The sequence below is a fragment of the Tangfeifania diversioriginum genome (assembly GCF_900141875.1).
Taxonomy (GTDB): domain Bacteria; phylum Bacteroidota; class Bacteroidia; order Bacteroidales; family Prolixibacteraceae; genus Tangfeifania; species Tangfeifania diversioriginum.
In genome coordinates this window covers 25,413-47,801 of sequence record NZ_FQZE01000001.1, presented here as the reverse complement: position 1 = coordinate 47,801, position 22,389 = coordinate 25,413, and the positions used below count along the sequence as shown (strand labels likewise).

Genomic DNA, 22,389 nt, shown 5'->3' with positions numbered 1-22,389 from the left:
GTAAGATTATCAGTCCACTTTATCAGAAGCAATTCGGTATTACCTTCCGTTACAGAGGGGCGCTCAGCGTCCCTCTTTTGGTTTAATAAATTTTCATTTTACCCTTGTCCCGTCACCGTCTTTTTGGGCAAAGTACCTTTTGAATGAAATCCCGGAAATTTAATTCAGTGGTCTTCTTCAAATAAAAAAGAACGTTTTGCCGTTTACTAAAAAAACATTGCATTTTGAAAATTGATAATAAAACAGATAATGCATTTGGCCGGACGGCTGTTTTTGTGGGTGGGGTATTTCTGCTGGCTGCTGTAAGTTTTATTTATTTTGAAGCCTACCTGGCTGGGGTTGTTGTGCAAATAATTTCCTTATTTGTGATATTCTCCTACTCGGGGGTTGAAATTGATACTGACAATAATAGTGTGAGACAATACAATAAATTATTCGGGCTTTTTAAAATTGGCCGCTGGAAATCGTTGACCGCATATAAGGGAGTGGCATTGATTCCAATTGTAAAGTCGGAATCGATAGCTAGCTGGTCGAACCGCACAAACACACTCCGCTCGCGCGATTATCGGATTTTTCTGGTGAACAAGGCACGGAAACCTGCTTTTGCCATTAAATGTTGCAAAAATATGGATGAGGCAAGAGACAGCCTCGATGAATTTTCAATTTGGCTAAAATTGCCGGTTTATTCAGCAAGAAGGTGAATCCTTTTATATTTCCAAAATTTATAATTTGAAAAGCAGATAGCTATAAAGCAGAAGAGAATGAAGCAAACCATCATAATCATATTTTTGATGCTGAGTATAGTCGCAGCCGAGGGGCAGTCGAAAAAACGCGGCCGGGTAAAACGAAAATACCGGAATGTGGAACAGGCAAACGAACAGTTGCCGCAAGTGATTTTTCGCGGGCTGGTGCGCGACATCGATAAAAATCCGGTTGAAGGAGCCAGTGTGGAAATTGAAGGAATAAGCCGCCTGGTTCATACCAATGAGTTTGGGGAATTTATGCTTTCGTATCTGCCAACGGGACGGTTGCGCCTGATAATTACATGTCTGGGGTATCGCAATAAAATTGTCGATTATGTGGTACAGGCCGGTTTCAACGACCATTATTTTACCCTCGAGCGTGAACCGGCTTCGCTTCCAACAGAAATCGCAACCACACAAAACCGCGAACAGCAGGTTTCAGATATTCCGGCTGCCGTTTCAGTTGCAACCCGGTCGCAGGCAGCTGATTTAGGCATTATCGATTTTTCGGAACTGGCTGTTTGGGAACCTGCTTTTCAATTTGAAAATTTGGGAGCCGGCAAAGCCGGCTTTCCCATTCATGGGGCAAATGGCAACTCCGGTTTCCCGGGACTGTCGCCGTCGGTTGCTGTCTTTTCGGATCAGGTTCCGGTAAGCCAGCCCGGTGGATTTTCTTCTGAATTGTTTGACATGGAAAGGGTGGAGGTTTTGAAAGGCCCGCAGAATGTGCTGTTCGGGCGAAATGCACTGAATGGGGCTGTTCATTTTATCAGCAAAAAACCGAAGGATGAATTGGGTGGTTATGTTTCGGTTGGCGTAGGGAACTATTCAAACAAGGAAGTTCAGGCTGCTGTAAATTATCCTCTTATCGAAGATATGTTGTTTGTGCGGGCTGGCGGCATTTTTCGCGATCGAAATGGATACGTGGAAAATTCATCTGGCGGAATGCTCAACGGCAAAAATGTGTTGGGCGGAAGATTTTCAGTTCGGTTTAATCCGGCCTGGAACCATGTAATTGACTTGCAGCTGAACTATCAGAAAAGCGATGAACCGGGCACTGCGTTTATGAATAAGTGGATGCCAAACGAAGACGGAGAGAGCGGGTTGTTTAATTATCGTGCCTCGTTAAACAGGGGAGAAGAATTGGGCTCGGAAGCAGAACGGATGGATGCCACATTAACCTATCGCTTTTTAAGGGATGAACACAATTACTGGACTTCCGTAACTTCATTCCGAAAAAATAATACAGCCGCGAGTTGGGATGCCGACGGGACTTCTTTCCCTGCTCTTGAAATGGATAAAGAAACAAACACAGAACTTTTCTACCAGGAGGTTCGATACAATTTTTCACTCCGGAGCCGGTCAAATGGTTCCTTCGGGTTAAACTATTTTCAGGAAAAAGGGAATATTTCCCAAACTCTTTTTTCGAACGATGAATTGATATATGATCTTTCATCCGCCTCCGCCAATTTTTTTACGCCGGAACAAAGCCGCTTTCCGGATTATCAGCAATCCACCGATTCAGTTCCCGTTGCAGATTTGCCATTCTCCGAGAACCACAGCGAAGCACATTTCGATCAACGAAAAACTCAATCCGCACAGGCATTTCTGCATTATACCTACCAGTGGAGACGCAGTCTGTTTTTTACCCTCGGGGCCAGTGCTGTTTACGACCGGCTTCAGTTAAATCCCGAATCGGAGTTTCTGGATGGCGAAACCTCGTCGATTGGTAAATTTTCGGGGGCAGCGCCCAATTTACTTTACAAACCGGTTTTGGAGCAAGAGCTGAAAAAAAACAGCTTATCGTTTACCGGCCAGGCAGGCATCACCTACCGGCGGAATGAAAATTTTAACTTTTACCTGAATGCAGCCCGCGGAAGAAAACCACAGATTCTCCAGTTTACGTGGGATGGGAACCCGCTGATTACCAGTGCTGAAATTGTGTACAGCGGAGAAGCCGGCTGGAAAACCATCATCAAAAAACGGGTTTTCTGGGAGGTGAACGGTTTTTACCGGCGACATCTTGATGTGCAAACCCTGCAGTGGGGCGGCGAACCAGGAACCGCGCTGCTGGCGGCCAACGAAAAAGCAACTTCGTACGGCGCTGAAACAGGGCTGAAAGTGGCTGTCATTCCGGGGCTGGATGTGTTCGGAAACTATGCCTGGATGCAGTCGGCGTTCGATTCCACCGGAGTGGACGGAGAAGATTTTCGCTATGCCGATAACAGTTTTGCACGTGCACCCGAGCACAGTTTTTTGGCCGGATTTTCAGGAAAGTTGAATGTTGCCCGCACCATGCGGATTTTTGTTAGGCCATGGTATGCATGGCAATCGCATTTTTGGTTTACTGAATCCAATACTTCCGGGCTGGAACAACCTGCTTACGGAATACTGAATGTCAATTTTGGAATTGAAATAGCCGACCCCGATTTGGTGTTGAGTGTTTACGGAACCAACCTGCTGGAAGAAAAATATAGTGCAAGCGCCGGCCACTGGGGCGGACAGTTCGGAATGCCCACTTTTGCTCCAGGGCCGCCGCGGGTTTTAGGGGCAAAACTAACGTGGAAGTTTTAGAAATTAAACTCCTCCAGTCCAATCAGATTCTTTATAATCAGATGAATATTCAATATTTTTCACCCCCGCCCTATTAAGTATTTCTTTTAATTGGTTCAACTGTATGTCTGAAACTCCCACAGCAATCAGTACTCTCGCATAATATTTTCCGTCTTCTTTTTTTACAAATTTCATTGCTTCTGAACTTAATTCTTCAAGAGTTACTTCTCTATCCCAAAGTATTATTCTATCCTTATAAAATTCAACCACAAATTTGGGTGGAGGCGGTGGGGGATTTTTAATATCTTTCGGTTTGTCATAAGCAAACCAAACCGGTACTGCACTATTGACAGCATCTTGTTTTGCTTCATCCAGTTCAAAATAGTAGTTTCCAAAAAATATTTGGGCTTTTTCATTACGTACTTCAAGGTATGCTTCTCCAATTGCTTTCAGCGTCGAATTTATCATTTCTTCTGATGAAGCAATATCGTGTTTGTACATTACCATTCCATTTGACACTTTAACTTTCCCAATGAATGGAATTTCTTTTTCGGTGTAATCCGGTCCTTTTCCACCGTCGGGATTTATGCCGTATAGGTAGTTTTTTACCAACTGTTTAATGTCTTCTTTCTTTTTGTGTTGATTTTCAATTAAAAATTCATTATCCCGATTCATGAGAATTACCAAAACATTGTTTGGTTTTTTTGGTGAATCAGCAGAATTTGTTTCTGGCTGAAATATTCCTTCGCCAATGTTTTGCATCGTCCATTTTTGCAACCAAACTTCTTTCGTGTTTTCATGTAATTGTACAGGAATAAATTCCTCTGGTTGTGAAATTAATTCCGGCCTTGCAAATGCCTGTAAAAGCAAAAGCAGGATGGGGACAAATAATAAAAGTTTTATTTGTGTCCATGATTTTTTATTCTTTTTCATCATTTTAATGCGTTTTAAAATTGGTTTTTGATAAAAATTGTTGGCCAGGGCAAAACGTCTTTCGCCCACCGCCTTTTGTAAAACCAGCAACTGGTATTGTTGCGCATCGATGCCATTGTTCAGAACGGCCTGGTCGGCCTGGTACTCGTGGATCAGTTTTAAATCGCGCCGCAACAACCACATCAGCGGGTTGAAAAAATGCAGCAGCGTAAAAACCTCACAAACCGCCAAATCAATCGCATGCAATTGTTTGATGTGGGCCTGTTCGTGAGCCACAATGCTATTTTTTTTTTCGCGTAAATCTTTTTCGGAAAGCACTACGTGATTCAAAAAAGTAAAGGGTTGAATCATCTCTTTTACCACTGCCAAAACGATGTATTTCAGTTTTTGCTTTTCCGCTTTTTGTATGAGTTGCAGAACCTTTCCAACCGACAAAAACAGCCGGATGATTAAAATGAGGATTACTCCGCCATAAATCAACAACCAGTAATTTATTTCCGTTTTTATTGATTCTGAAACAGAAGTTGTTGCAACAGAATTTTCCGATGAGAAAGTCATCGGAGCCGTAACAAAATCGCGGATGGTTTCAATTTGTTTTGCGGGAACTTCTGTTTGAAAAAACTGAACATTCAGTAGCGGAATGACTGCCGAAAACAGAAGAATCCCCAATAGTAAGAACCGGTTTAAAACCAGCGTTTTGTCGTTTTGCATGAACGCCTTAAACAGCAGATATAACAGCGACAAACTGATGGTGGATTTTATGAGGTATTCAAAAAACGGGTTCATTTCGGGTCGGATTTTGTGTTTTCAATTTCGTCAATCAGCTTTTTCAATTCTTCCAGCGAAATGTTTTCCTCTTCCACCAAAAGCGAAACCACATTTTTGTACGAATTATCGAAGTACTTTTTCACCACGTTCCCAAGTGTTTTCTTTTTGTACTCCTCCTTTGACAAAGCGGCAAAATAGCGGTGTGTATTTCCAAACTGTTCGTGGTCGATGAAGCCTTTTTCTTCCAACCCCCGAACAATGGTGGAAAGTGTGTTGTAATGCAATTTCTGGTCGGAAAACTCTTTTTTCAGTTCTTTCACGAACATTGGGCCCTTCTTCCAAAAGACATTCATGATTTCCTCCTCTTTTTGTGTCAGCTTTTTCATTTTGTTGAATAATAAATTATCACGTCATGCTGAATTTATTTCAGCATCTGATTTAGAGATCCTGAAACAAGTTCAGGATGACTATTGTAAAAACAACAAAACAAATGTAACTACATTTTTTAGTTTTGCAACTATGTTTTATAGTTATTTTACTAATAATTTTAGTTTGAAAAATATTTTCAGCGATTATGGTTATTTAAAATACTGATTCATTGGAATGTAGTTTAATATTTGGTTGCTGAGGATTTATATTCTTTTTACCAAGATTTTTAATTTTGGGGTGGAATTCACCTGCTATTTAGAGAGAAGTAAATTTCTTCATAAGCTTCAACTATATCAGAAGCAGCCAGAAATTTTTTCATTATTTCGCTGTAATGCGGTGTTGAATCATTCACTTTATCAATTAAAGATTCAACAACTAAATTTGCTTTTATATATTCTTCATGTGTTATCATATCAATCCTTTTTATAAGTTTTTAAATTTACTTTATTTAATCCCCAACCGAACATTCACGCCCAGAAAATTCTCCTCGGGATTGATTAAAAACGAACCCAGCATCAAAACGGCATCGTACCACATGTGTGCGGCCACCGCTGGTCCAATGTTGTAGCCCCTTTTTTGAACGTCTCTTCCCAGGAAGAAACCCAAAACAGTGGCTTGCCCAACCTGCAGCAGGGTGGATTTAAAGTCAGGATTTTCGGCAAACGCAAGGTTAGTGAAATGCAGCGCGCCAAATGCAACACTCGAAAAGATGAGTCCTTTGGTTTGCCCGTATTTGTAGTCGAGGATGGGCATCATGTAGTTACGGACAACGTATTCTTCGCCCACTCCCGCCGCCCAGCTCATGGCCAGCGAAGTGGTTCCGAAGGCTGCCAGAGCATTGTTTCGTGGGATGTAGCGGTTCAGGAAATACATTTGTTCCACCTCGGAAAGTGTGTGCTTTTCAAAATGTTTTTCCAGTCCCAAAAATACACTCGCCAAAAGTACCATTCCGCCCGTGATGGGGGTGGCAATGTTTTCCAGTTTGAATGGCGCCAGGTACAAATCCTTTTCCGAAATATCATGGTAGCGAAAACCCGGGTTGTGGTATTTTATCACTTCAAGCTGATTTTTGAAATTGGTCAGTTTTTCGGTTTGGAAAGCCTGTAGCCCCAGAAAAAGCGGATAGTTGTAATACGGACTGTTACTATTGGTTTTCAAGGTTGAACCGTGTTTTATTCCCAGGTAAACACCGCCAATCTCCAATGCAGCAAAAGCAGTTCCTTTCAGGTAATTTTTCTGATAATAATAGGATGCGCCGGGAACATAAAGTGTCCAGCGCGGCAAAACTTCCGGTTTTTTGGTTCGGATGGTGTCGGGTGTTTGGGCAAACAGATTGGCGGCAATCAAAATTAAGAGGAAAATAAAACCTGAACTTTTCATTTCAATTTTTCTTTTAAAAGTATTTAAAAATTACCAATCGGGGATCGTGCCATGGGCATCTCTTCACGGGAAATAACCGGTACCATAAAAAAAGCCCGGTTTTGCCGGGCTTTTTTTATTTCTCAAATTTCTATCAGCTCTCAACTTATTTGTTCCAAACCGGCAATCGTCCGGGGGTCCACGGAGCATTCAATTTGTTCAGTTCGGCTTCCATGGCCGGAATGTCCTGGTCTACAATTCGTTTTAGCGCATTCAGTACCGGTGGAAATTCTTCTTCCAGAATTTCGAATCCTTCAATCTGGGTGGTGGTTAATCCGCTGGTAGAGCTGGCTGTTGCGCGGGTAACGTGTCCTAAACGGTCGTACAGCGGAACCTGTGCCGGCGGTACTTCTTCGCCACTGGCTTTGGCCGGAACGCCGTTCATTTTGAAGTTCAGTTTTTCCAGTTCTTTCCCAAGTTCGCGGGCTTTGTCCATGAGTTGCTGGCTGGCTTCGGGTGTGGAATAAATCGCTTCCTTGAAGTGTTCTACTTTCGAAATCAGCTCGTCGATGAGGCGGTTGCTGCCCACCATGGCAATGGCCAGTTTGCTTGCCTTTTCGTTGAATTCCACATTTTCGCTGTAATCTACAGCAGGCAATGTAGCGAGGTTCAGTTTTTTTACACTGAAATCAACAGGACCTGCCAGGTTGGTGATTTCGCCTTCGTGCCAGAGTTTCATATCCACCGAATAGTTACCGGGCAGAACTAGAATTCCGTTGCCACGGTTTCCTCCCGATGCGGGATTAAAACCGTTGTTCACCCGCACTGCCGTAGGCATGGAATAGCGCAAATCCCAGTTGATTCGGTTCATCCCTTTTGAAGGTGATTTCGTGAGTTGGCGCACCACATTGCCGCCTTCATCGTAAACTGTGAAAATCAGGTGCGATGGTTCCGCTTTTTCTTCCAGTTGCAACTCACGCCAGGTGGGGTGCGGAATAGGTTCACCTTTTTCAAACAGCTCTTTTTCTTTTTCCTTGCGCAGTTGTTCCTGTGTTTTCGGTACTTCTTTTATGTAGTAGGTAAATGTTGCTCCAAATGATGGATTGGGTGCTTTGAAGTAAGTGTCGCCCTGGTTGCTTTTGTTGCTGGTTTGAATGAACATCTGCGCATCTTTTATATTGAAAAGAAGAGCATCATTTTCCACCATTTCGTGGTTGAGTTGGCGCAACGGACTGTAATCATCGAGAATGTAAAATCCACGTCCGAAAGTAGCCAGCACCAGGTCGTTTTCGCGTTCCTGAATGGCAATGTCGTAAACGGCAATTGTTGGTATTCCCGATTTTAGTTGCACCCAGTTTTCGCCGTTATCGATGGTGAAGAAAGCGCCGAATTCAGTTCCCACAAAAAAGAGTTCAGGACGAACATGATCCTGAATGATGGTGTGGACTGTGCCATTGTCGGGCAGATTGCCACTGATGTTTTCCCAGCTTTGTCCTTTGTCAGTGCTTTTGAAAACGTACGGTTTAAAATCGTCGCGTTTCAGGTTGTTGAATGTGGCGTACACCACATTTTCATCGAAACGGTCGGGCCAGATGTCGCTTACGTAAGTGTATTCCGGCACACCCGGAAATGATTTCACCTGTGTCCAGCTTTCACCCCCGTTTTCGGTTACTGATATTACACCGTCGTCGGTTCCGGCATAAAGCAGCCCCTCTTTTACAGGCGATTCAGCCAGCGAAACGATGGTGCCCCATTGCGAGGTGGACACATCTTTCACCACCGCATCGGCTGGCCAGTATTTTCCCATCACCGGAAAGCTGTTGCGGTCAACCTGCGCAGTCAAGTCGTCGCTGATAACTTCCCAGGTGTCTCCGCGATCGTCGCTGCGGAATACTTTGTTTGCAGCGTGGTACAAACGGGTTCCTTTGTGTGGACTGACGAACATGGGTGCATTCCAGTTCCATTTGTAAGTCAGCTCGCCTTTGCGTTCGCGGGGTTTGATGTTTACGGTTTGGCCGCTTTTTTTATCGTAGCGGTAGAGGTTCCCGTACTGGTATTCGGTGTAAACAATGTCGGGATTATTGGGGTCGGTGGCAATAAAAAAACCGTCGCCGCCCATGGTCACATACCATTCATCGTTTACCACACCATCTCGGGTAAGGTTGCGCGACGGGCCGCCCATGGTGTTGTTGTCCTGAGTGCCACCATAAATATTGTAAAAGGGTTCTTCGTTATCCACATGCACACGATAAAACTGGGTCACGGGCAGGTTTTCTTTAAAATCGAAAGTGGCACCGGCATCCCATGTTTCATAAATGCCGCCATCGCCACCAATTATCAGGTGGTCAGTGTCCGCCGGATCTATCCACAGCGCATGGTCGTCAACATGGCGGTTTCTCAGGTTCAGTCGAGTCCAGGATTTGCCACCATCGGTGGTAAAATGAGTGTATGTTTCAACAGAATACACTTTGTCAACATCCTCCGGATCGCAAAAAATTTCGTTGTAGTACTGGCCGCTGGAGTGATGGTCGCTCATTTTCTCCCAGCTTTCGCCGTTGTCGGTCGAGCGGAAAAACCCACCTTTATCTTCGGCTGCCTCCACAATTAAATAAACGTAGTTGGGGTTTACGGGCGAAACGTCGATGCCCATTCCGCCGATATGAACTGAAGGCAATCCTTTCATGATTTTCCGCCAGGTTTCGCCGTTGTCGGTCGATTTATACACGGCCGATTCTGGTCCGCCGCCAATTTTGGTAAAGTGAGTTCTGCGGCGCTGTTCAGATGTGGCATACAAAATATCGGGATTGGCCGGATCAATTACCACATTGTTTATACCGGTATTTTCGCTTATTTCCAGAACTTTGTTCCAGGCTTCGCCGCCGTCGGTCGATTTGTACAGACCGCGGTCGCCGCCCGGTCCCCAGGCCGAACCTTCGGCTGCTGCAAAAACCACATCGGAATTGCGCGGGTCAATTACAATGCCTCCAATCTGGCGGCTTTCTTTCAATCCCATGTTTTTGAATGATTTTCCTCCGTCCAACGATTTGTAAACGCCATCGCCGTAACTCAGCGCGCGTTGGTGATTGTTTTCGCCGGTTCCAACCCAAATTATGTTGTGGTTGTTCGGATCCATTTTTACCACGCCAATGGAATAAGCGCCGTAATTGTCAAAAATGGGATTCCACGTGGTGCCGTTGTTGGTAGTTTTCCAAACGTTTCCGCTGGCAACTGCCACGTAATATTCTTTTGGATTATCCGGATTAACCGCAAAATCAGATATTCGTCCGCTGGCCCATGCCGGGCCGATGCTGCGGAATTTAAGTCCGCTGACAAGGCTGCTGGTAATAATGGTGTCGCCTTTTTCATTTTTTGAGCTTTCGTTTTTCTTTGCCAGTGTAACTGAAGCGGCAAATAGCAGAAAGGAAAGAAGTAATGTAATTTTTCTCATAAACAGGATATTAAAACAGATTTTATTTTATTGAAAACATTGGTTCTTAAACAGTAAAAAATACATGGTTCATGAATTGTTCAACAGGATAAATATCACAATTAATTATTAGTTCACTAATCTGATTAATCCATTTTTTATAAATCAATCATCCGAAATCTGACGAAATAATTGATATTAAATTATTTATCAGTCTTGTTCTAATGTTGGAAATCGAAAAATAATTAAATTTTTAAGATTTCCCAGCTACATACGAATAGCTTTAAAAAAATAATATTCCAATTGCAATAAATTCAGACATTGTTGTCTTTTGTTCTTTTTGTTTTGTGTAGCTATTCCCTTTAAAATGCACTTTTCTTCTTTAGAATCAATATATATTGTGGTTAAATGTCGTAAAACATATTGAGTTATTAAATTGAAAATCATAAATTTATGGAGTCGCGTTGATAGGCATGTTCTGCTGTATGAATTTTCGTATTTGTATATGTACATATTTGGATAATTTTGTTGCTGAAAATGATATTTTCGAAATATTTTTTTAGTAAACAGTTTAAAATAATGAGATGAAACGAACGATTGCTGTTGTTATACTAATTTTTATAGGTGTTGTGGTTTTAATAAATATTTTCAACACCGAAAATGAATATTACAACCTGAAACTGGAGGAGCTAAAGCAGGAGTATGCGATAAAACCGATTTCATCGATCGACCACAGCAAGCTACCGGAGCTGCAGCGGGAATTCGCCACACCACAGGATGTTACGGAAGCCTGCATTAGCTGCCATACCGAAAGGCACAAAGAGATAATGAGTTCTGCTCACTGGAACTGGGAACGTGTTTCTTATGTGGAAGGGCGCGGAATTACCTCAGCGGGAAAGAAAAATGTACTGAATAATTTCTGTTTGGGAGCCCAGTCAAACGAGCTTGCGTGTGCAAAATGTCACATTGGTTTTGGGATGACCAACGATCATTTTGACTTTGAGAATGCCCGGAATGTGGACTGCATGGTTTGTCACGATAACAGCGATGAGTACAAAAAAGGTTCATCCACAGCAGGATATCCCGACCGCACGGTTAACCTCACCAAAGTTGCCCAGGGAGTGGGGACTCCAGGCAAAATAAATTGCGGAAGTTGTCACTTTTTCAGTGGTGGTGGGAATAATGTTAAACATGGCGATTTGGAAGTGGCACAGTTGTCAACCAGCCGGGAAGTGGATGTGCACATGGCGGCTAATGGAATGGATATGTCGTGTGTGGCCTGTCATACAGCAGAAAACCATCAGATTAAAGGTCGGTTGTATTCGGTTTCATCTACCAATACCAACCGTGCTACCTGCGAGCAGTGTCATACATCAACGCCGCATTTCGACGATATTTTGAACCGGCACAATGCAAAGGTTTCCTGCCAGGCGTGCCACATTCCTGTTTATGCAAAAGAAAATCCAACCAAAATGTCGTGGAAATGGTCCGATGCCGGGAATCTCAGAGATGGCGAACCATACAAAGAATTTAACAGTGACAGCACCATTGAATACCAGTCGATAAAAGGAACTTTTGTTTGGGCCAAAAATGTGAAACCCGATTACAGGTGGTTTAACGGAACGGCTGACCATTACATTCTGGGAGACACCATTGAATCGGTCCCGGTGCAAATGAATACACTTTTTGGGTCGCACGACGATCCTGAATCAAAAATTTATCCGGTGAAAATTCACACCGGCGATCAAATATATGACACCAAATACAACACCCTCATTCAGCCTAAAGTGTTTGCTGAAAGCAAAGGCGACAGTGCTTACTGGAAAGATTTCGACTGGCAGGCTGCAGCAGCAGCGGGGATGAAACGGGTTGGCCTGCCCTTCAGCGGGGAGTACGATTTTGTGGAAACAGAAATGTACTGGCCTGTTAATCATATGGTTTCGCCCAAAGAACAAGCTGTTGGCTGTGCCGAATGCCACACACGTTCCGATGAAGGAAGGCTGGCCACACTGTCAGGTTTTTACCTTCCCGGACGTGATCATAATAAACCTCTCGACGGACTGGGAGTGCTTCTTTTCTTCGGCGCACTGGGCGGTGTTCTCATTCATGCGGCCATTCGTGTCATTATGTCTATCCGCCAAAAGAAATATGAAATGAATATTATTGATTACGACGATAACAATTCAACTCAAAAATAAATAGTTGATTATGAAACGAGCATGAATTTTCATTCTTCAAGTTCACAAACCTGCCTACCGGCAGGCAGGCAAGAAGAATTAAAATTAATTGAGAGTTACATCGAATACAAATGAAATAAACAATATTAATGAGATGAAAAGTGTATATGTTTACAAAGGCTTTGAGCGCTTCTGGCACTGGACACAGGCAACACTGATAATTTTCCTGGCGCTCACCGGGTTTGAAGTTCACGGAACATTCCATATCCTGGGATTTGAGCACGCTGCCCGTTTTCACAGGGTGGGCTCCTGGATGCTTATCGGATTGGTGGTATTTGCCATTTTCTGGCATTTTGTAACCGGCGAGTGGCGGCAATATATTCCAACAACCAAAAAACTGGCCGAACAAATACGTTTTTACACCATCGGCATGTTTAAAGGTGAAAAACATCCCACAAAAAAAACAGAAGTTATCAAGCTCAATCCTTTGCAACGTTTGGTTTACCTGGGGTTTAAACTGGTGCTGGTTCCGTTAACCGTTATTTCAGGCATTCTTTACATGTTTCATAAAACCATCGACCGGAACGATATAGTTGTGGTCAGTGATTTTTCGCTCGAGAGTATTGCTTTCTGGCACACACTCGGTGCTATTTTGCTCATGGTATTTCTTGTGGTGCATGTTTATATGACAACCACCGGACATACTCCAACTTCAAACATACGGGCAATGATAACCGGTTACGAAGATTTGGAAGAAGATGAGGAAACCGCGAAAAAGGAGTGAGTTATTCAAGATTTTGTTGATGAAGTAATTTGAGAATATTTAAAAATCAGTTCCATGAAACAAAAAAATATAAACAAAGCAAAGCCTTACATGAATCCCTATCTGGCAGGTTTCCTGCTGGGAATTGTGTTGCTGGCAACTATTTATATTACCGGGCGCGGACTGGGAGCCAGCGGCGCTGTTAAAAGTGTTGTGGTGGCTTCGGTTGAAGGCATTGCCCCGCAACATGCCGAAAACACTGCCTACTACCAAAATTACGCAGAGCAAAACCCACAAGGGCCGTGGAAAGATTTCCTGGTTTTTGAAATTGTAGGTGTGCTGGTAGGTGCATTTTTTTCCGGGGTTATGGCCAACCGGGTTGGATTAAAACTGGAAAAAGGGCCACGGGTTACCAACGCTACTCGGATTATAACAGCTATTATTGGTGGTGCATTGTTTGGTTTCGGTTCGCAACTTGGCCGGGGCTGTACCAGTGGCTCGGCACTGAGCGGGATGGCCGTTCTCTCGCTCGGAGGTATTCTAACTATGCTGGCCATTTTTGGCGGGGCATATGCGTTGGCATTCTTTTTTAGAAAACTTTGGTTAAAATAGAAAATTATGGGACCATTAGTACCTTATATTGTTAGCGAAGAATTGAGCCTTGTGATTGCTTTTTTCCTGGGCATCGGTTTTGGGTTTGCACTTGAACAGGCCGGATTTTCTTCCACAAAAAAACTGGTTGGCTTATTTTACGGCAACGATTTTACCGTGTTGCGGGTGTTTTTTACTGCAGGCGTTACCGCAATGGCAGGCGTGCTCCTGCTGGGGCACTACGGATTGCTCGACCTCAGCATCATTTATGTAAATCCTACCTTTGTTAATTCAGCTATTATTGGCGGAGTTATTATGGGGGCAGGTTTTATAATCGGAGGGTTTTGCCCGGGAACCAGTGTGGCCGCCATGGCAATTGGCAAACTCGATGCACTGGCTTTTATCGGGGGGGCAATCCTCGGCATTTTTGCATTTACTGAGAGCTTTCCGTTGCTCGAAGAAACATACCGGGCCAATAACCTGGGGCAAATTCGGATTTCAGAATTTTTTGGAATGTCAAATATAGCATTTGGGTTTATTCTGGCCGCAATAGCTGTTGGCGCTTTTGTGGCTACCTGGTTTATTGAAAACAAGGTGAACAAAAGGAAATCAAACATAGGCAAAACCTTAAGGAACAAATATGCCCTGGCAGCTGCAGGTCTTTTTGTCGTCCTGGCAATTGTGGCTTTTTTGCCTTCCAAACAAGATATTGTAAATAGGCGCATTGCGGAGGCCAAACGTCAGCAAACCTGCGTATTTAAAGAAATGTCGGCAGATAAACTGGCTCATGAAATTGTAAACAAATATTATGAGTATAATATTATTGATGTGCGTTCGCCTGAAGAGTTTGAAAAATTTCACCTGCCACTTGCCATAAATATTCCGTTTGAAAATATTATGGACAGGCAATACGAACCGCTCTTTAAGCAGCGGCTCAAGAGCAATGTGTTTTATGCCGACAGCGATACGCTCGTGCGGATGGCCTGCCTGAAGGCCAAATACATTGGTAATTCTGAGAATTATGTTTTACGCGAAAGCGCTGAAGAGTTCCATGAAATGTTTTTCGAGCTTGAACCACCTTCGGCAGATGCTGTAAAAGCAGAGCTTGAAGAGTACGCTTTCAGGAGCATGGCTGCCGGCAAAATGGAAGATTTGGTAGATGCGCTTAAAAACATTGGAGCCCCTGTAAAACGCGAAACAGTTACCATACAGGGAGGGTGTTAACCAAAAGTATTTTGAATGATTAACCCGGGATTCTCCCGGGTTTTTTGTGCCATCCATTTTTATAATTTTCCAGCAAGTTTATCGCCCTGGAAAAGTTTGTCCCCATTTCATTTTATTTTAGCAGAAGGTGATTAATTTTGTGTCTCAATAAATTTTGAAAATTATGTCAAAAATTCTTGTTATCGACGACGAACGCAGTATTCGTAATACGTTGAAAGATATTCTCGAGTACGAAAAATACGAAGTGGATTTGGCAGAGGATGGCAAAAAAGCACTGGAAATAGTAAAAAATGCCGAATACGACATTGTGCTTTGCGACATTAAAATGCCCGGCCTCGATGGCATAGAAGTTTTGGAGCAACTTCAGAAAATGACACCCGATACACCTGTGGTAATGATTTCAGGACACGGAAATATTGATACCGCAGTTGAATCGATAAAAAAAGGAGCCTATGATTTTATTGAAAAACCGCTGGACCTCAATCGTTTGCTGATTACTATCCGCAATGCCATGGATAAATCGACCCTGGTAAATGAAACCAAAATTCTGAAAAAGAAAGTCAGCAAAAAATTTGAAATAATTGGCGAATCACCGGCCATCAAAAAAGTGATTGAAATGGCCGACCGCGTGGCACCTACCGACGCGCGGGTTTTAATTACCGGCGCCAACGGAACCGGGAAAGAGCTGGTGGCCCGGCGTATTCACGACCAGAGCAGTCGGTCCTCGGGGCCGTTTGTGGAAGTGAATTGTGCAGCTATCCCCTCGGAGTTAATTGAAAGTGAATTGTTTGGGCACGAAAAAGGCGCTTTTACTTCGGCAGTGAAACAGCGCAAAGGAAAATTTGAGCAGGCAACTGGTGGCACGCTGTTTCTCGACGAAATTGGCGACATGAGCCTCTCCGCCCAGGCCAAAGTTTTACGGGCATTGCAGGAGAGCGTGATTTCGCGGGTTGGCGGCGACAAGCACATTAAGGTTGATGTGCGCGTTGTGGCAGCTACCAACAAAAATATTTCAGAAGAAATTGACGCAAATCGGTTTCGCGAAGATTTGTACCACCGGCTGAGTGTTATTTTGATTCATGTGCCGGGTTTGAACGAACGACTGGAAGATATCCCGCTTTTGGCTGGTTATTTCATCAACCAGATTTGCAACGAATATGGAATGCCCGAAAAAGCGATAACTGATGATGCTATAAAAGAGCTTCAGAAAATTAACTGGACAGGTAACATCAGGGAATTTCGCAATGTAATTGAGCGGCTGATTATTTTGTGCGACAAACAAATCACCGGCGACGATGTTGTCCGGTTTGCCATGCCCATAAAATAAACGTTTAACATCTTTTATTTAGGATTTTCCCATTCGCTGTTTTCCTTGTCCTGGATGTAGGTTTCAATATGGCGATCGTATTTCACCTGGTAAATATCTTTTATGGTAACAATAATGCCTGTTTCCAACACCCCGCCAAAATCTTTGTTAAGTGCCGTTCCAAAAGTTTTCATCGAGGGTGAAATATTCATATAGGCATTAATAAGCGGCGGCACGTTTTCGCCGTATGATCTTACTGTCTGCACAAGAATTTTGTAGTCCTCACTGTAGTTCTTGCCGGTAAATACCGCTTTCATCTCCTCCTCATTGTAGTCAAATTCCACCGGTTCTTTCGGATATACCAAATTCTCTTTGTCGCGGAAATATTTTTTAAAGAAATACTGAATCAGGTTCCGCGCTTTGTTATGAAAGTGCTGATACATGGTGACTTTCCCGAAGAAATACTCAATTTCCGGATGATCGACTGTGAGTGCACCCAAACCGTCCCACAAGTTGTCAAGCGCAAAAAGTGCTTTTGCCCCGGCTTTGCTCGATTGGTAACTGGGCTGAACAAATGAACGCCCCAGTTCAAGCATGTGCGGCAAATATTCTTCAGTAAATTTTTTCGATAAATGAAAAAGGTGCGCAGTGGCCATCATTGCTTCCCCGTCTTCGTTTTTTGGGGTTTCAGAACAGTTCATGTACCGGTATCCGCCCAGGATTTCGCGGGCTTCGGGATCCCAAACAATTAGTTGGTTGTAAGGAAAATCGGCAATGTCGTAATCGTCGATATCGGTTTCTTTACCGGTGCCGCCACCTGCATCGCGAAAAGTAATTTCGCGCAACCTGCCTATTTCATGCATAATAGCCGGCGAATTTTTATGGGTTACCACGTAAATTTCATTACCGCCCTTGTTGGTTTTACGCAACATTTTTTCCGGGGTGAGTTCGGCAATAATTTGATCTTTTGGTAGTGGCGCTACTATATCTTTCATTCGTAATCTTTTTTTTCAAAACTGAATGCAAAATTAACAAATAACAATTAGAATGTTAAAGCTGTCCTGTTTTAATTTGCATCGCTTGTCATTACTGTAATTGATATACTTTTTCTTTCACAATTGTTGCCCATTCCCGGTGGGTTTTGGATCGATCGAACGAGTTGTATGGAATGGGTTTTCCAAAGTAAATGTGGACATCGGAGTTGCGGTGTCGCATGGTTTCGTCGGGCAGAAAAAACATCTCAAGGTTCCATTTAATTCTGAAAAATTTACGCAGTTTGGCCAGCCGGTAAAACCGGTTCGAATTTCGCCCGCCAATAAAAACAGGAATTACATCGCGCTTATATTGAATTGCTTTCGAGATAAAATGTTTTTTCCATTCCAGGTCAACAATTTTCCCTTTTATTTTTCGTGATGCCAGCCCCGATGGGAAAATCAGAATCTGGGCATCAGACTCGTAGGTCTCTCCCAATAGCTTTGCTACATCGCGACTGTGCCCGCCATGTTTGTTTACCGGAACGAACATTGATTTTAGCTGAGGGATATTCATCAAAATATCGTTGGATAAAAACCTCGGTTTTCCCAGTCTTTTATCCACCGTTTTCATCAGCAACATACCGTCAAATCCTCCAAGCGGATGGTTGCTGGCAAAAATAAACCGCCCCGACTCGGGAATATTTTCCACCCCGTATAAATGTTCTTTTACATTGAATTCTTTAACTACCTGGTCAACAAAATCAATGCCTCTCAGGTGGCCATATCTTTTAAGTAAATCGTTTAGAAAGTCGATGTGCATTATGCGCCTGATGTACCGGTAAACAAAACCGGGAATAATTTTGGCCAGCCCGGGACTTTTGGAGGCAATGACCTCCTTCATGTCAATAGGCTTAAAAGTTTCCGGTATTTTTTCATTCCCCATGTCGTGGCTGTTGCATTTAAATCAGGTTGCTAATTTAATTGAATTGGAAGAAAAGACAAGGTTTTATACGTATCCTTCATTTTTTCAGTTTGGCCTGTCTCTGGTTTTTTACCTGAATATAATGAATCCGGCGAGTTATCAACGGGTGTTTGTAAATATTCTTGTTAGAAATAAATGGCTGATTTAATGAGCTTTGTGTTAATGGTTCTCTGTTTTTGTATTTGTTTTCAACAGTTGATTAACAGCTTTTCAACAAAATAGCGGGTGTAACAGGTTAGTGTAAAGTGGAATAATGTGGAAGAAAATGGAATATTATGGAAGAAATTTTTACTTTTACACTACGAAAATCTATTTTCTGAAAAATGACAGAATTTACAGGGACATATCATGCAACCATCGACGATAAAGGCCGTTTTGTTTTGCCTTCGGCTTTTAAAAAAGAGATGGGTGAAATGGCCCTGGAGCCACTCGTTATTGAGCGGAATTTGTTTAAAAACTGCCTCGACATTTACCCCGAAGCGTTTTGGAAAAACAGGGTGGAAGCGTTTAAAAGTACACTCGATCCTTTCGACGAAGAAGATGATGCATTTCTGCAGTTTTTTTACGAGAACTTTATCAAAGTGGGAATGGCTGCCAATGGACGTATAAATGTGCCCGGCGAATATCTCGGTTACGGGAAATTGACAAAGAGCGTGAGGCTAATCGGAATGGGCCGTTCTATCCGGATGTGGGATTCAGCAGAATATGAAGCCGGCCGAATGGATAAATCCACATTTGCCAAACGATTTCAGGAAAAAAGAAAGAAAAAACAGGAAGGGCAATGACAAATGAATATCACATACCGGTTTTGCCCGGGGAATCTGTTGAAGGATTAAACCTTTTTCCCGGAGCTGTTGTGGTGGATGCTACCTACGGTGGCGGAGGCCATTCCCGGCTCATCCTGAATGAACTGGGGGACGGGAGGCTATTTGCCTTCGACCAGGATGAGGAAACTGCCGGCAATGTGATACACGATGACCGGCTTTTTTTTATCCGGCATAATTTCAGGTACCTGAAAAATTTCCTGCGCTACCACGGTGTTGAAAGTGTGGATGCAGTTTTTGCCGACCTGGGCGTTTCATCACACGATTTTGATGAAGCCGACCGTGGTTTTTCGTTTCGTTTCGACGATAAGCTCGATATGCGGATGAACCGCAACGCAACCACAGATGCTGCCGGTGTGGTTAACAATTACACTGAAGAGCAGCTGATTTTTGTTTTCAGAATGTATGGCGAAATTAAAAATGCCAAAAGACTGGCTGCGGAAATAACCAGCGAACGAAGTAATGAACCATTAAAAACAACCGGTCAACTAAAAGAAGTGGCATTGCGTTGTGCCCCAAGAGCGATTCAAAATAAATATCTGGCGCAGGTTTTTCAGGCTTTGCGTATTGAAGTGAACGACGAAATGGATGCACTGAAAGAATTTTTGCAGGCATCGCTCGAAGTGCTTAAGCCGGGCGGCAGATTAGCTGTAATTACTTACCACAGCCTGGAAGATCGTCTGTGTAAAAATTTTATGAAAGCAGGCAATTTTGAGGGTAAAATTGAAAAAGATTTTTACGGGAACCAGATTACTCCTTTTCGATTGGTAAACAGAAAAGTGATAATCCCCGGCACCGAAGAGGTGGAGAAAAACCCGCGCTCGCGAAGTGCAAAATTGAGGATAGCAGAAAAAATTTGATATGGCAGAAAAAAGTAAAAATAGTAAAAAGAAAGGCGGAATGAAACCATTCCTCGGGGGGACAATCCTCACCGATGAACGGGTAACCCGTCAGTTACCGTTTTTGTTCCTTCTTGCCTTTTTTGCCCTGGTGTTAATTACCAACCGCAACTGGTCGGAACGCACCATCAGGCAAATTGAAGTATTGCAGGACACGCTCGAAGAGTTGCGGTCCGAGTCGATTACGCTTTCGGCCAAACTGATGGATGCCAGCAGGCCGTCGGAAGTGGTGGAGAAAGTTACGGAGTCGGGAATTGGATTGGAGGAGCCTACCCGGCCTCCCCGGAAAATTAAAGTTCAAAAGAAGTAATAGGTGGATATCAGAAAGTCAATAGTATCGCGTATAGCCATTATTTATTTCGTACTGCTGTTGTTTGGAATAGCGGTAATTTTAAAAATGGTTTCTGTTCAGCAAATTAAAAATGAACGGTGGGCGCAAATTGCCAAAAATCTGGAAGAAAACACGCTCCGCGTGCAACCCAATCGCGGGAATATTTGTGCCGACGATGGCAGTGTTTTGGCCACCTCGGTTCCCGGTTATTTTGTCAGAATTGACCTGGCTGCCGAAGGGGTGAAACGGGTGTTTAACAATCAAAGCGACTCGCTGGCTCATGCACTTTCTGCCTTTTTTAAAGATGCATCGAAAAATGAATATGCAAGAAGGCTGAATGCAGCTTTCCGGAAAGGCGATCGCGGATATATGCTCACTCCCCGGAAGGTGGACTATCATGAGCTTCAGCAAATCAAGAAATTTCCCATTTTGCGTCGCGGTCGTTTTGGCGGGGGAATGATTATCGAACAGGAAAACAAAAGGTTAAACCCGCTGGGATCGCTCGCACTCCGCACCATTGGCGATTTGAACAAAGGAGCCTACGGCGGCGTGCACGGCAATATTGGTTACACCGGTCTCGAGGGGGCTTACGAACAATATTTGAAAGGCGAAGAAGGCATCAGCTACAAAGAAAACCTTTCGGGACGCTGGGTTACCCGGACTGAAATTGAACCCCGCGATGGGATGGATCTGATAACTACCATCAATATTAAATTGCAGGATATTACCGAAAGTGCGCTTTACAGGCAGTTGAAAAAAATGAATGCCGATTGGGGAACAGCCATTTTAATGGATGTTGAAACCGGCGAAATTAAAGCCATTTCGAACCTCGGAAGAGAAAACGGTGACTATTTTGAAAATTATAATTATGCTATGGGGCATGCCGGAAACTACGAGCCCGGCTCCACATTCAAACTGGTTTCTTTGGTGGCTGCAATGGAGGATGGATTAATCGATACCAGCGATGTGTTTGATACCGGTAGCGGCGTTTGGAAATACAAAGGCCAAACTATTTACGACAGTGATTACCGCTATGGCGGGCACGGGGAAATGACCGTCAAACAAATATTTGAGAAGTCTTCCAACGTAGGTGTCGCAAAAATAATCACATCGTGTTATGAAAATAATCCTGAAGATTATGTGGACCGGATTTACAACTTTGGATTGAATAAGCCTCTCGGGATGGAGATAAAAGGGGAAGGCCAGCCATTTTTTAAGTATCCGGGCGACTCCGACTGGTGGGGCACCACACTGGCGTGGATGTCGTATGGTTACGAATCTAAAATGACCCCGTTGCAGGTACTCACATTTTACAATGCCGTAGCTAACGACGGGCGAATGGTAAAACCCCGGCTGGTTAAAGAAATCAGGAAGAGCGGGATGCAGGTCAAGCAATTTAAAACCGAAGTGCTGAATCCGATGATTACAACTAAGGAAACCCTTGGAAAAGCTCAAAAACTGCTCGAGGGAGTTTGCGAAAACGGCACCGGACGTTCGCTGCAGAACCCGTGGTTTAAAATAGCCGGCAAAACCGGTACTGCGCAGGTGGCAACAAGCCAGGGAGGTTACGAAAAAGGAATGTACCTCGCTTCTTTTGCAGGCTATTTCCCGGCTGATGATCCAAAATATTCATTGATAGTGACAGTGAATAACCCGAGGGGCGGAACTTATTACGGTGGCTCAGTTGCCGGGCCTGTGTTTAAAGAAATTGCCGAAAAAGTGTATGCGGCGCGTATCCTGTTCGATGACGCACCCGAAGAGAAAACGTTACCATCCGAACCGCAATTGCCCGAAATTAAAAACGGGAATCCTGAAAATATTTTTCGGCTGGCAGAAGAATTAAGCATTAAAAATCTGGAAGGTAATCCTGCATCAGAGCTTGTGAAAGTGAAAAGAGTTGACGACCGGATTATTCTGGATGAAAATGAAACTTCAGTTGGTGCTGTGCCCGATGTGAAAGGGATGGGGGCCAGCGAAGCCATTTTTTTACTGGAAAATGCCGGGTTGCAGGTGCGCCTGAAAGGAATGGGGAAAGTTGTTCGGCAATCGCTGACACCAGGTGCAAAGGCTAACCGTGGCGATATTGTTTATATAACACTGGGATGA

At 43.6% G+C, this 22,389-nt stretch carries 18 protein-coding genes; 11 read left to right on the top strand and 7 right to left on the bottom strand.

The window, feature by feature from the left end:
* Positions 1–224: 224 nt before the first annotated feature.
* The gene (locus tag BUC07_RS00230) at positions 225–701 is read left to right on the top strand and encodes a hypothetical protein (RefSeq protein WP_073163818.1); all 477 of its coding nucleotides are present in this window, start codon (positions 225–227) and stop codon (positions 699–701) included.
* A 60-nt stretch (positions 702–761) separates the two neighbouring features.
* Positions 762–3,317, top strand: a complete 2,556-nt coding sequence (locus BUC07_RS00225; RefSeq protein ID WP_073163815.1) for a TonB-dependent receptor — start codon at positions 762–764, stop codon at positions 3,315–3,317.
* Positions 3,318–3,320: 3 nt separating this feature from the next.
* On the opposite strand, the gene BUC07_RS00220 is transcribed toward BUC07_RS00225, so the two are convergent.
* From BUC07_RS00220 to BUC07_RS00200, 5 genes are all read right to left on the bottom strand, one after another.
* Positions 3,321–5,015: a M56 family metallopeptidase gene (locus tag BUC07_RS00220; protein WP_073163812.1), complete on the bottom strand. Its 1,695-nt coding sequence runs from the start codon at positions 5,013–5,015 to the stop codon at positions 3,321–3,323.
* A complete protein-coding gene (locus BUC07_RS00215) occupies positions 5,012–5,383 on the bottom strand; it encodes a BlaI/MecI/CopY family transcriptional regulator (protein WP_073163810.1) in 372 nt (123 codons plus the stop codon). Before BUC07_RS00215 ends, BUC07_RS00220 begins: the two co-directional genes overlap by 4 nt.
* A gap of 287 nt (positions 5,384–5,670) precedes the next feature.
* On the bottom strand, positions 5,671–5,838 hold the full coding sequence (locus tag BUC07_RS20810) for a hypothetical protein (protein ID WP_175552432.1): 168 nt from the start codon (positions 5,836–5,838) through the stop codon (positions 5,671–5,673).
* A 32-nt stretch (positions 5,839–5,870) separates the two neighbouring features.
* Complete coding sequence (locus BUC07_RS00205) at positions 5,871–6,806, bottom strand: CPBP family intramembrane glutamic endopeptidase (protein WP_073163805.1); 936 nt, start codon at positions 6,804–6,806, stop codon at positions 5,871–5,873.
* A 145-nt stretch (positions 6,807–6,951) separates the two neighbouring features.
* Positions 6,952–10,233, bottom strand: coding sequence for a VPS10 domain-containing protein (locus tag BUC07_RS00200; protein ID WP_073163802.1), 3,282 nt, complete (start codon positions 10,231–10,233; stop codon positions 6,952–6,954).
* A 563-nt stretch (positions 10,234–10,796) separates the two neighbouring features.
* Between BUC07_RS00200 and BUC07_RS00195 the strand changes: the two genes are divergently transcribed.
* The 5 genes from BUC07_RS00195 to BUC07_RS00175 all read left to right on the top strand — a co-directional run bounded on the left by BUC07_RS00195 (position 10,797) and on the right by BUC07_RS00175 (position 16,294).
* On the top strand, positions 10,797–12,410 hold the full coding sequence (locus BUC07_RS00195; protein ID WP_073163799.1) for a tetrathionate reductase family octaheme c-type cytochrome: 1,614 nt from the start codon (positions 10,797–10,799) through the stop codon (positions 12,408–12,410).
* Positions 12,411–12,543: 133 nt separating this feature from the next.
* The gene (locus BUC07_RS00190; protein WP_073163797.1) at positions 12,544–13,173 is read left to right on the top strand and encodes a cytochrome b/b6 domain-containing protein; all 630 of its coding nucleotides are present in this window, start codon (positions 12,544–12,546) and stop codon (positions 13,171–13,173) included.
* Between the two features lie 54 nt (positions 13,174–13,227).
* Complete coding sequence (locus BUC07_RS00185) at positions 13,228–13,764, top strand: YeeE/YedE thiosulfate transporter family protein (protein WP_073163794.1); 537 nt, start codon at positions 13,228–13,230, stop codon at positions 13,762–13,764.
* A 6-nt stretch (positions 13,765–13,770) separates the two neighbouring features.
* Complete coding sequence (locus tag BUC07_RS00180; protein ID WP_073163791.1) at positions 13,771–14,967, top strand: YeeE/YedE thiosulfate transporter family protein; 1,197 nt, start codon at positions 13,771–13,773, stop codon at positions 14,965–14,967.
* A 163-nt stretch (positions 14,968–15,130) separates the two neighbouring features.
* Complete coding sequence (locus BUC07_RS00175) at positions 15,131–16,294, top strand: sigma-54-dependent transcriptional regulator (protein WP_073163788.1); 1,164 nt, start codon at positions 15,131–15,133, stop codon at positions 16,292–16,294.
* A 14-nt stretch (positions 16,295–16,308) separates the two neighbouring features.
* Here the strand turns inward: BUC07_RS00175 and BUC07_RS00170 are convergent, their stop codons facing one another.
* A complete protein-coding gene (locus BUC07_RS00170; RefSeq protein ID WP_073163785.1) occupies positions 16,309–17,268 on the bottom strand; it encodes a glycine N(alpha)-acyltransferase GlsB in 960 nt (319 codons plus the stop codon).
* A gap of 91 nt (positions 17,269–17,359) precedes the next feature.
* Positions 17,360–18,190 carry a lyso-glycine lipid O-acyltransferase GlsA gene (locus tag BUC07_RS00165; protein ID WP_073163782.1) on the bottom strand — a complete coding sequence of 277 codons (831 nt, stop codon included), beginning with the start codon at positions 18,188–18,190 and terminating at the stop codon, positions 17,360–17,362.
* Positions 18,191–18,552: 362 nt separating this feature from the next.
* Here BUC07_RS00165 and BUC07_RS00155 point away from each other — a divergent pair, with 362 nt between their 5' ends.
* The 4 genes from BUC07_RS00155 to BUC07_RS00140 are packed head-to-tail and all read left to right on the top strand — an operon-like array spanning position 18,553 to position 22,389.
* A complete protein-coding gene (locus BUC07_RS00155; RefSeq protein ID WP_073163778.1) occupies positions 18,553–19,014 on the top strand; it encodes a division/cell wall cluster transcriptional repressor MraZ in 462 nt (153 codons plus the stop codon).
* Positions 19,011–19,913: a 16S rRNA (cytosine(1402)-N(4))-methyltransferase RsmH gene (gene rsmH / locus BUC07_RS00150; protein WP_073163775.1), complete on the top strand. Its 903-nt coding sequence runs from the start codon at positions 19,011–19,013 to the stop codon at positions 19,911–19,913. Before BUC07_RS00155 ends, rsmH begins: the two co-directional genes overlap by 4 nt.
* 1 nt (position 19,914) lies before the next feature.
* On the top strand, positions 19,915–20,262 hold the full coding sequence (locus BUC07_RS00145; protein ID WP_073163772.1) for an FtsL-like putative cell division protein: 348 nt from the start codon (positions 19,915–19,917) through the stop codon (positions 20,260–20,262).
* 3 nt (positions 20,263–20,265) lie between these two features.
* A complete protein-coding gene (locus BUC07_RS00140) occupies positions 20,266–22,389 on the top strand; it encodes a penicillin-binding protein (RefSeq protein WP_073163770.1) in 2,124 nt (707 codons plus the stop codon).

Bases quoted from the DNA above. Each gene is read 5' to 3' on its own strand.
- BUC07_RS00170 (WP_073163785.1), bottom strand. From the start codon at position 17,268: ATGAAAGATATAGTAGCGCCACTACCAAAAGATCAAATTATTGCCGAA.
- BUC07_RS00205 (WP_073163805.1), bottom strand. From the start codon at position 6,806: ATGAAAAGTTCAGGTTTTATTTTCCTCTTAATTTTGATTGCCGCCAAT.
- BUC07_RS00185 (WP_073163794.1), top strand. From the start codon at position 13,228: ATGAAACAAAAAAATATAAACAAAGCAAAGCCTTACATGAATCCCTAT.
- BUC07_RS00155 (WP_073163778.1), top strand. From the start codon at position 18,553: ATGACAGAATTTACAGGGACATATCATGCAACCATCGACGATAAAGGC.
- BUC07_RS00180 (WP_073163791.1), top strand. From the start codon at position 13,771: ATGGGACCATTAGTACCTTATATTGTTAGCGAAGAATTGAGCCTTGTG.
- BUC07_RS00175 (WP_073163788.1), top strand. From the start codon at position 15,131: ATGTCAAAAATTCTTGTTATCGACGACGAACGCAGTATTCGTAATACG.
- BUC07_RS20810 (WP_175552432.1), bottom strand. From the start codon at position 5,838: ATGATAACACATGAAGAATATATAAAAGCAAATTTAGTTGTTGAATCT.
- rsmH (WP_073163775.1), top strand. From the start codon at position 19,011: ATGACAAATGAATATCACATACCGGTTTTGCCCGGGGAATCTGTTGAA.
- BUC07_RS00165 (WP_073163782.1), bottom strand. From the start codon at position 18,190: ATGGGGAATGAAAAAATACCGGAAACTTTTAAGCCTATTGACATGAAG.
- BUC07_RS00145 (WP_073163772.1), top strand. From the start codon at position 19,915: ATGGCAGAAAAAAGTAAAAATAGTAAAAAGAAAGGCGGAATGAAACCA.
- BUC07_RS00195 (WP_073163799.1), top strand. From the start codon at position 10,797: ATGAAACGAACGATTGCTGTTGTTATACTAATTTTTATAGGTGTTGTG.
- BUC07_RS00190 (WP_073163797.1), top strand. From the start codon at position 12,544: ATGAAAAGTGTATATGTTTACAAAGGCTTTGAGCGCTTCTGGCACTGG.
- BUC07_RS00220 (WP_073163812.1), bottom strand. From the start codon at position 5,015: ATGAACCCGTTTTTTGAATACCTCATAAAATCCACCATCAGTTTGTCG.
- BUC07_RS00215 (WP_073163810.1), bottom strand. From the start codon at position 5,383: ATGAAAAAGCTGACACAAAAAGAGGAGGAAATCATGAATGTCTTTTGG.
- BUC07_RS00225 (WP_073163815.1), top strand. From the start codon at position 762: ATGAAGCAAACCATCATAATCATATTTTTGATGCTGAGTATAGTCGCA.
- BUC07_RS00200 (WP_073163802.1), bottom strand. From the start codon at position 10,233: ATGAGAAAAATTACATTACTTCTTTCCTTTCTGCTATTTGCCGCTTCA.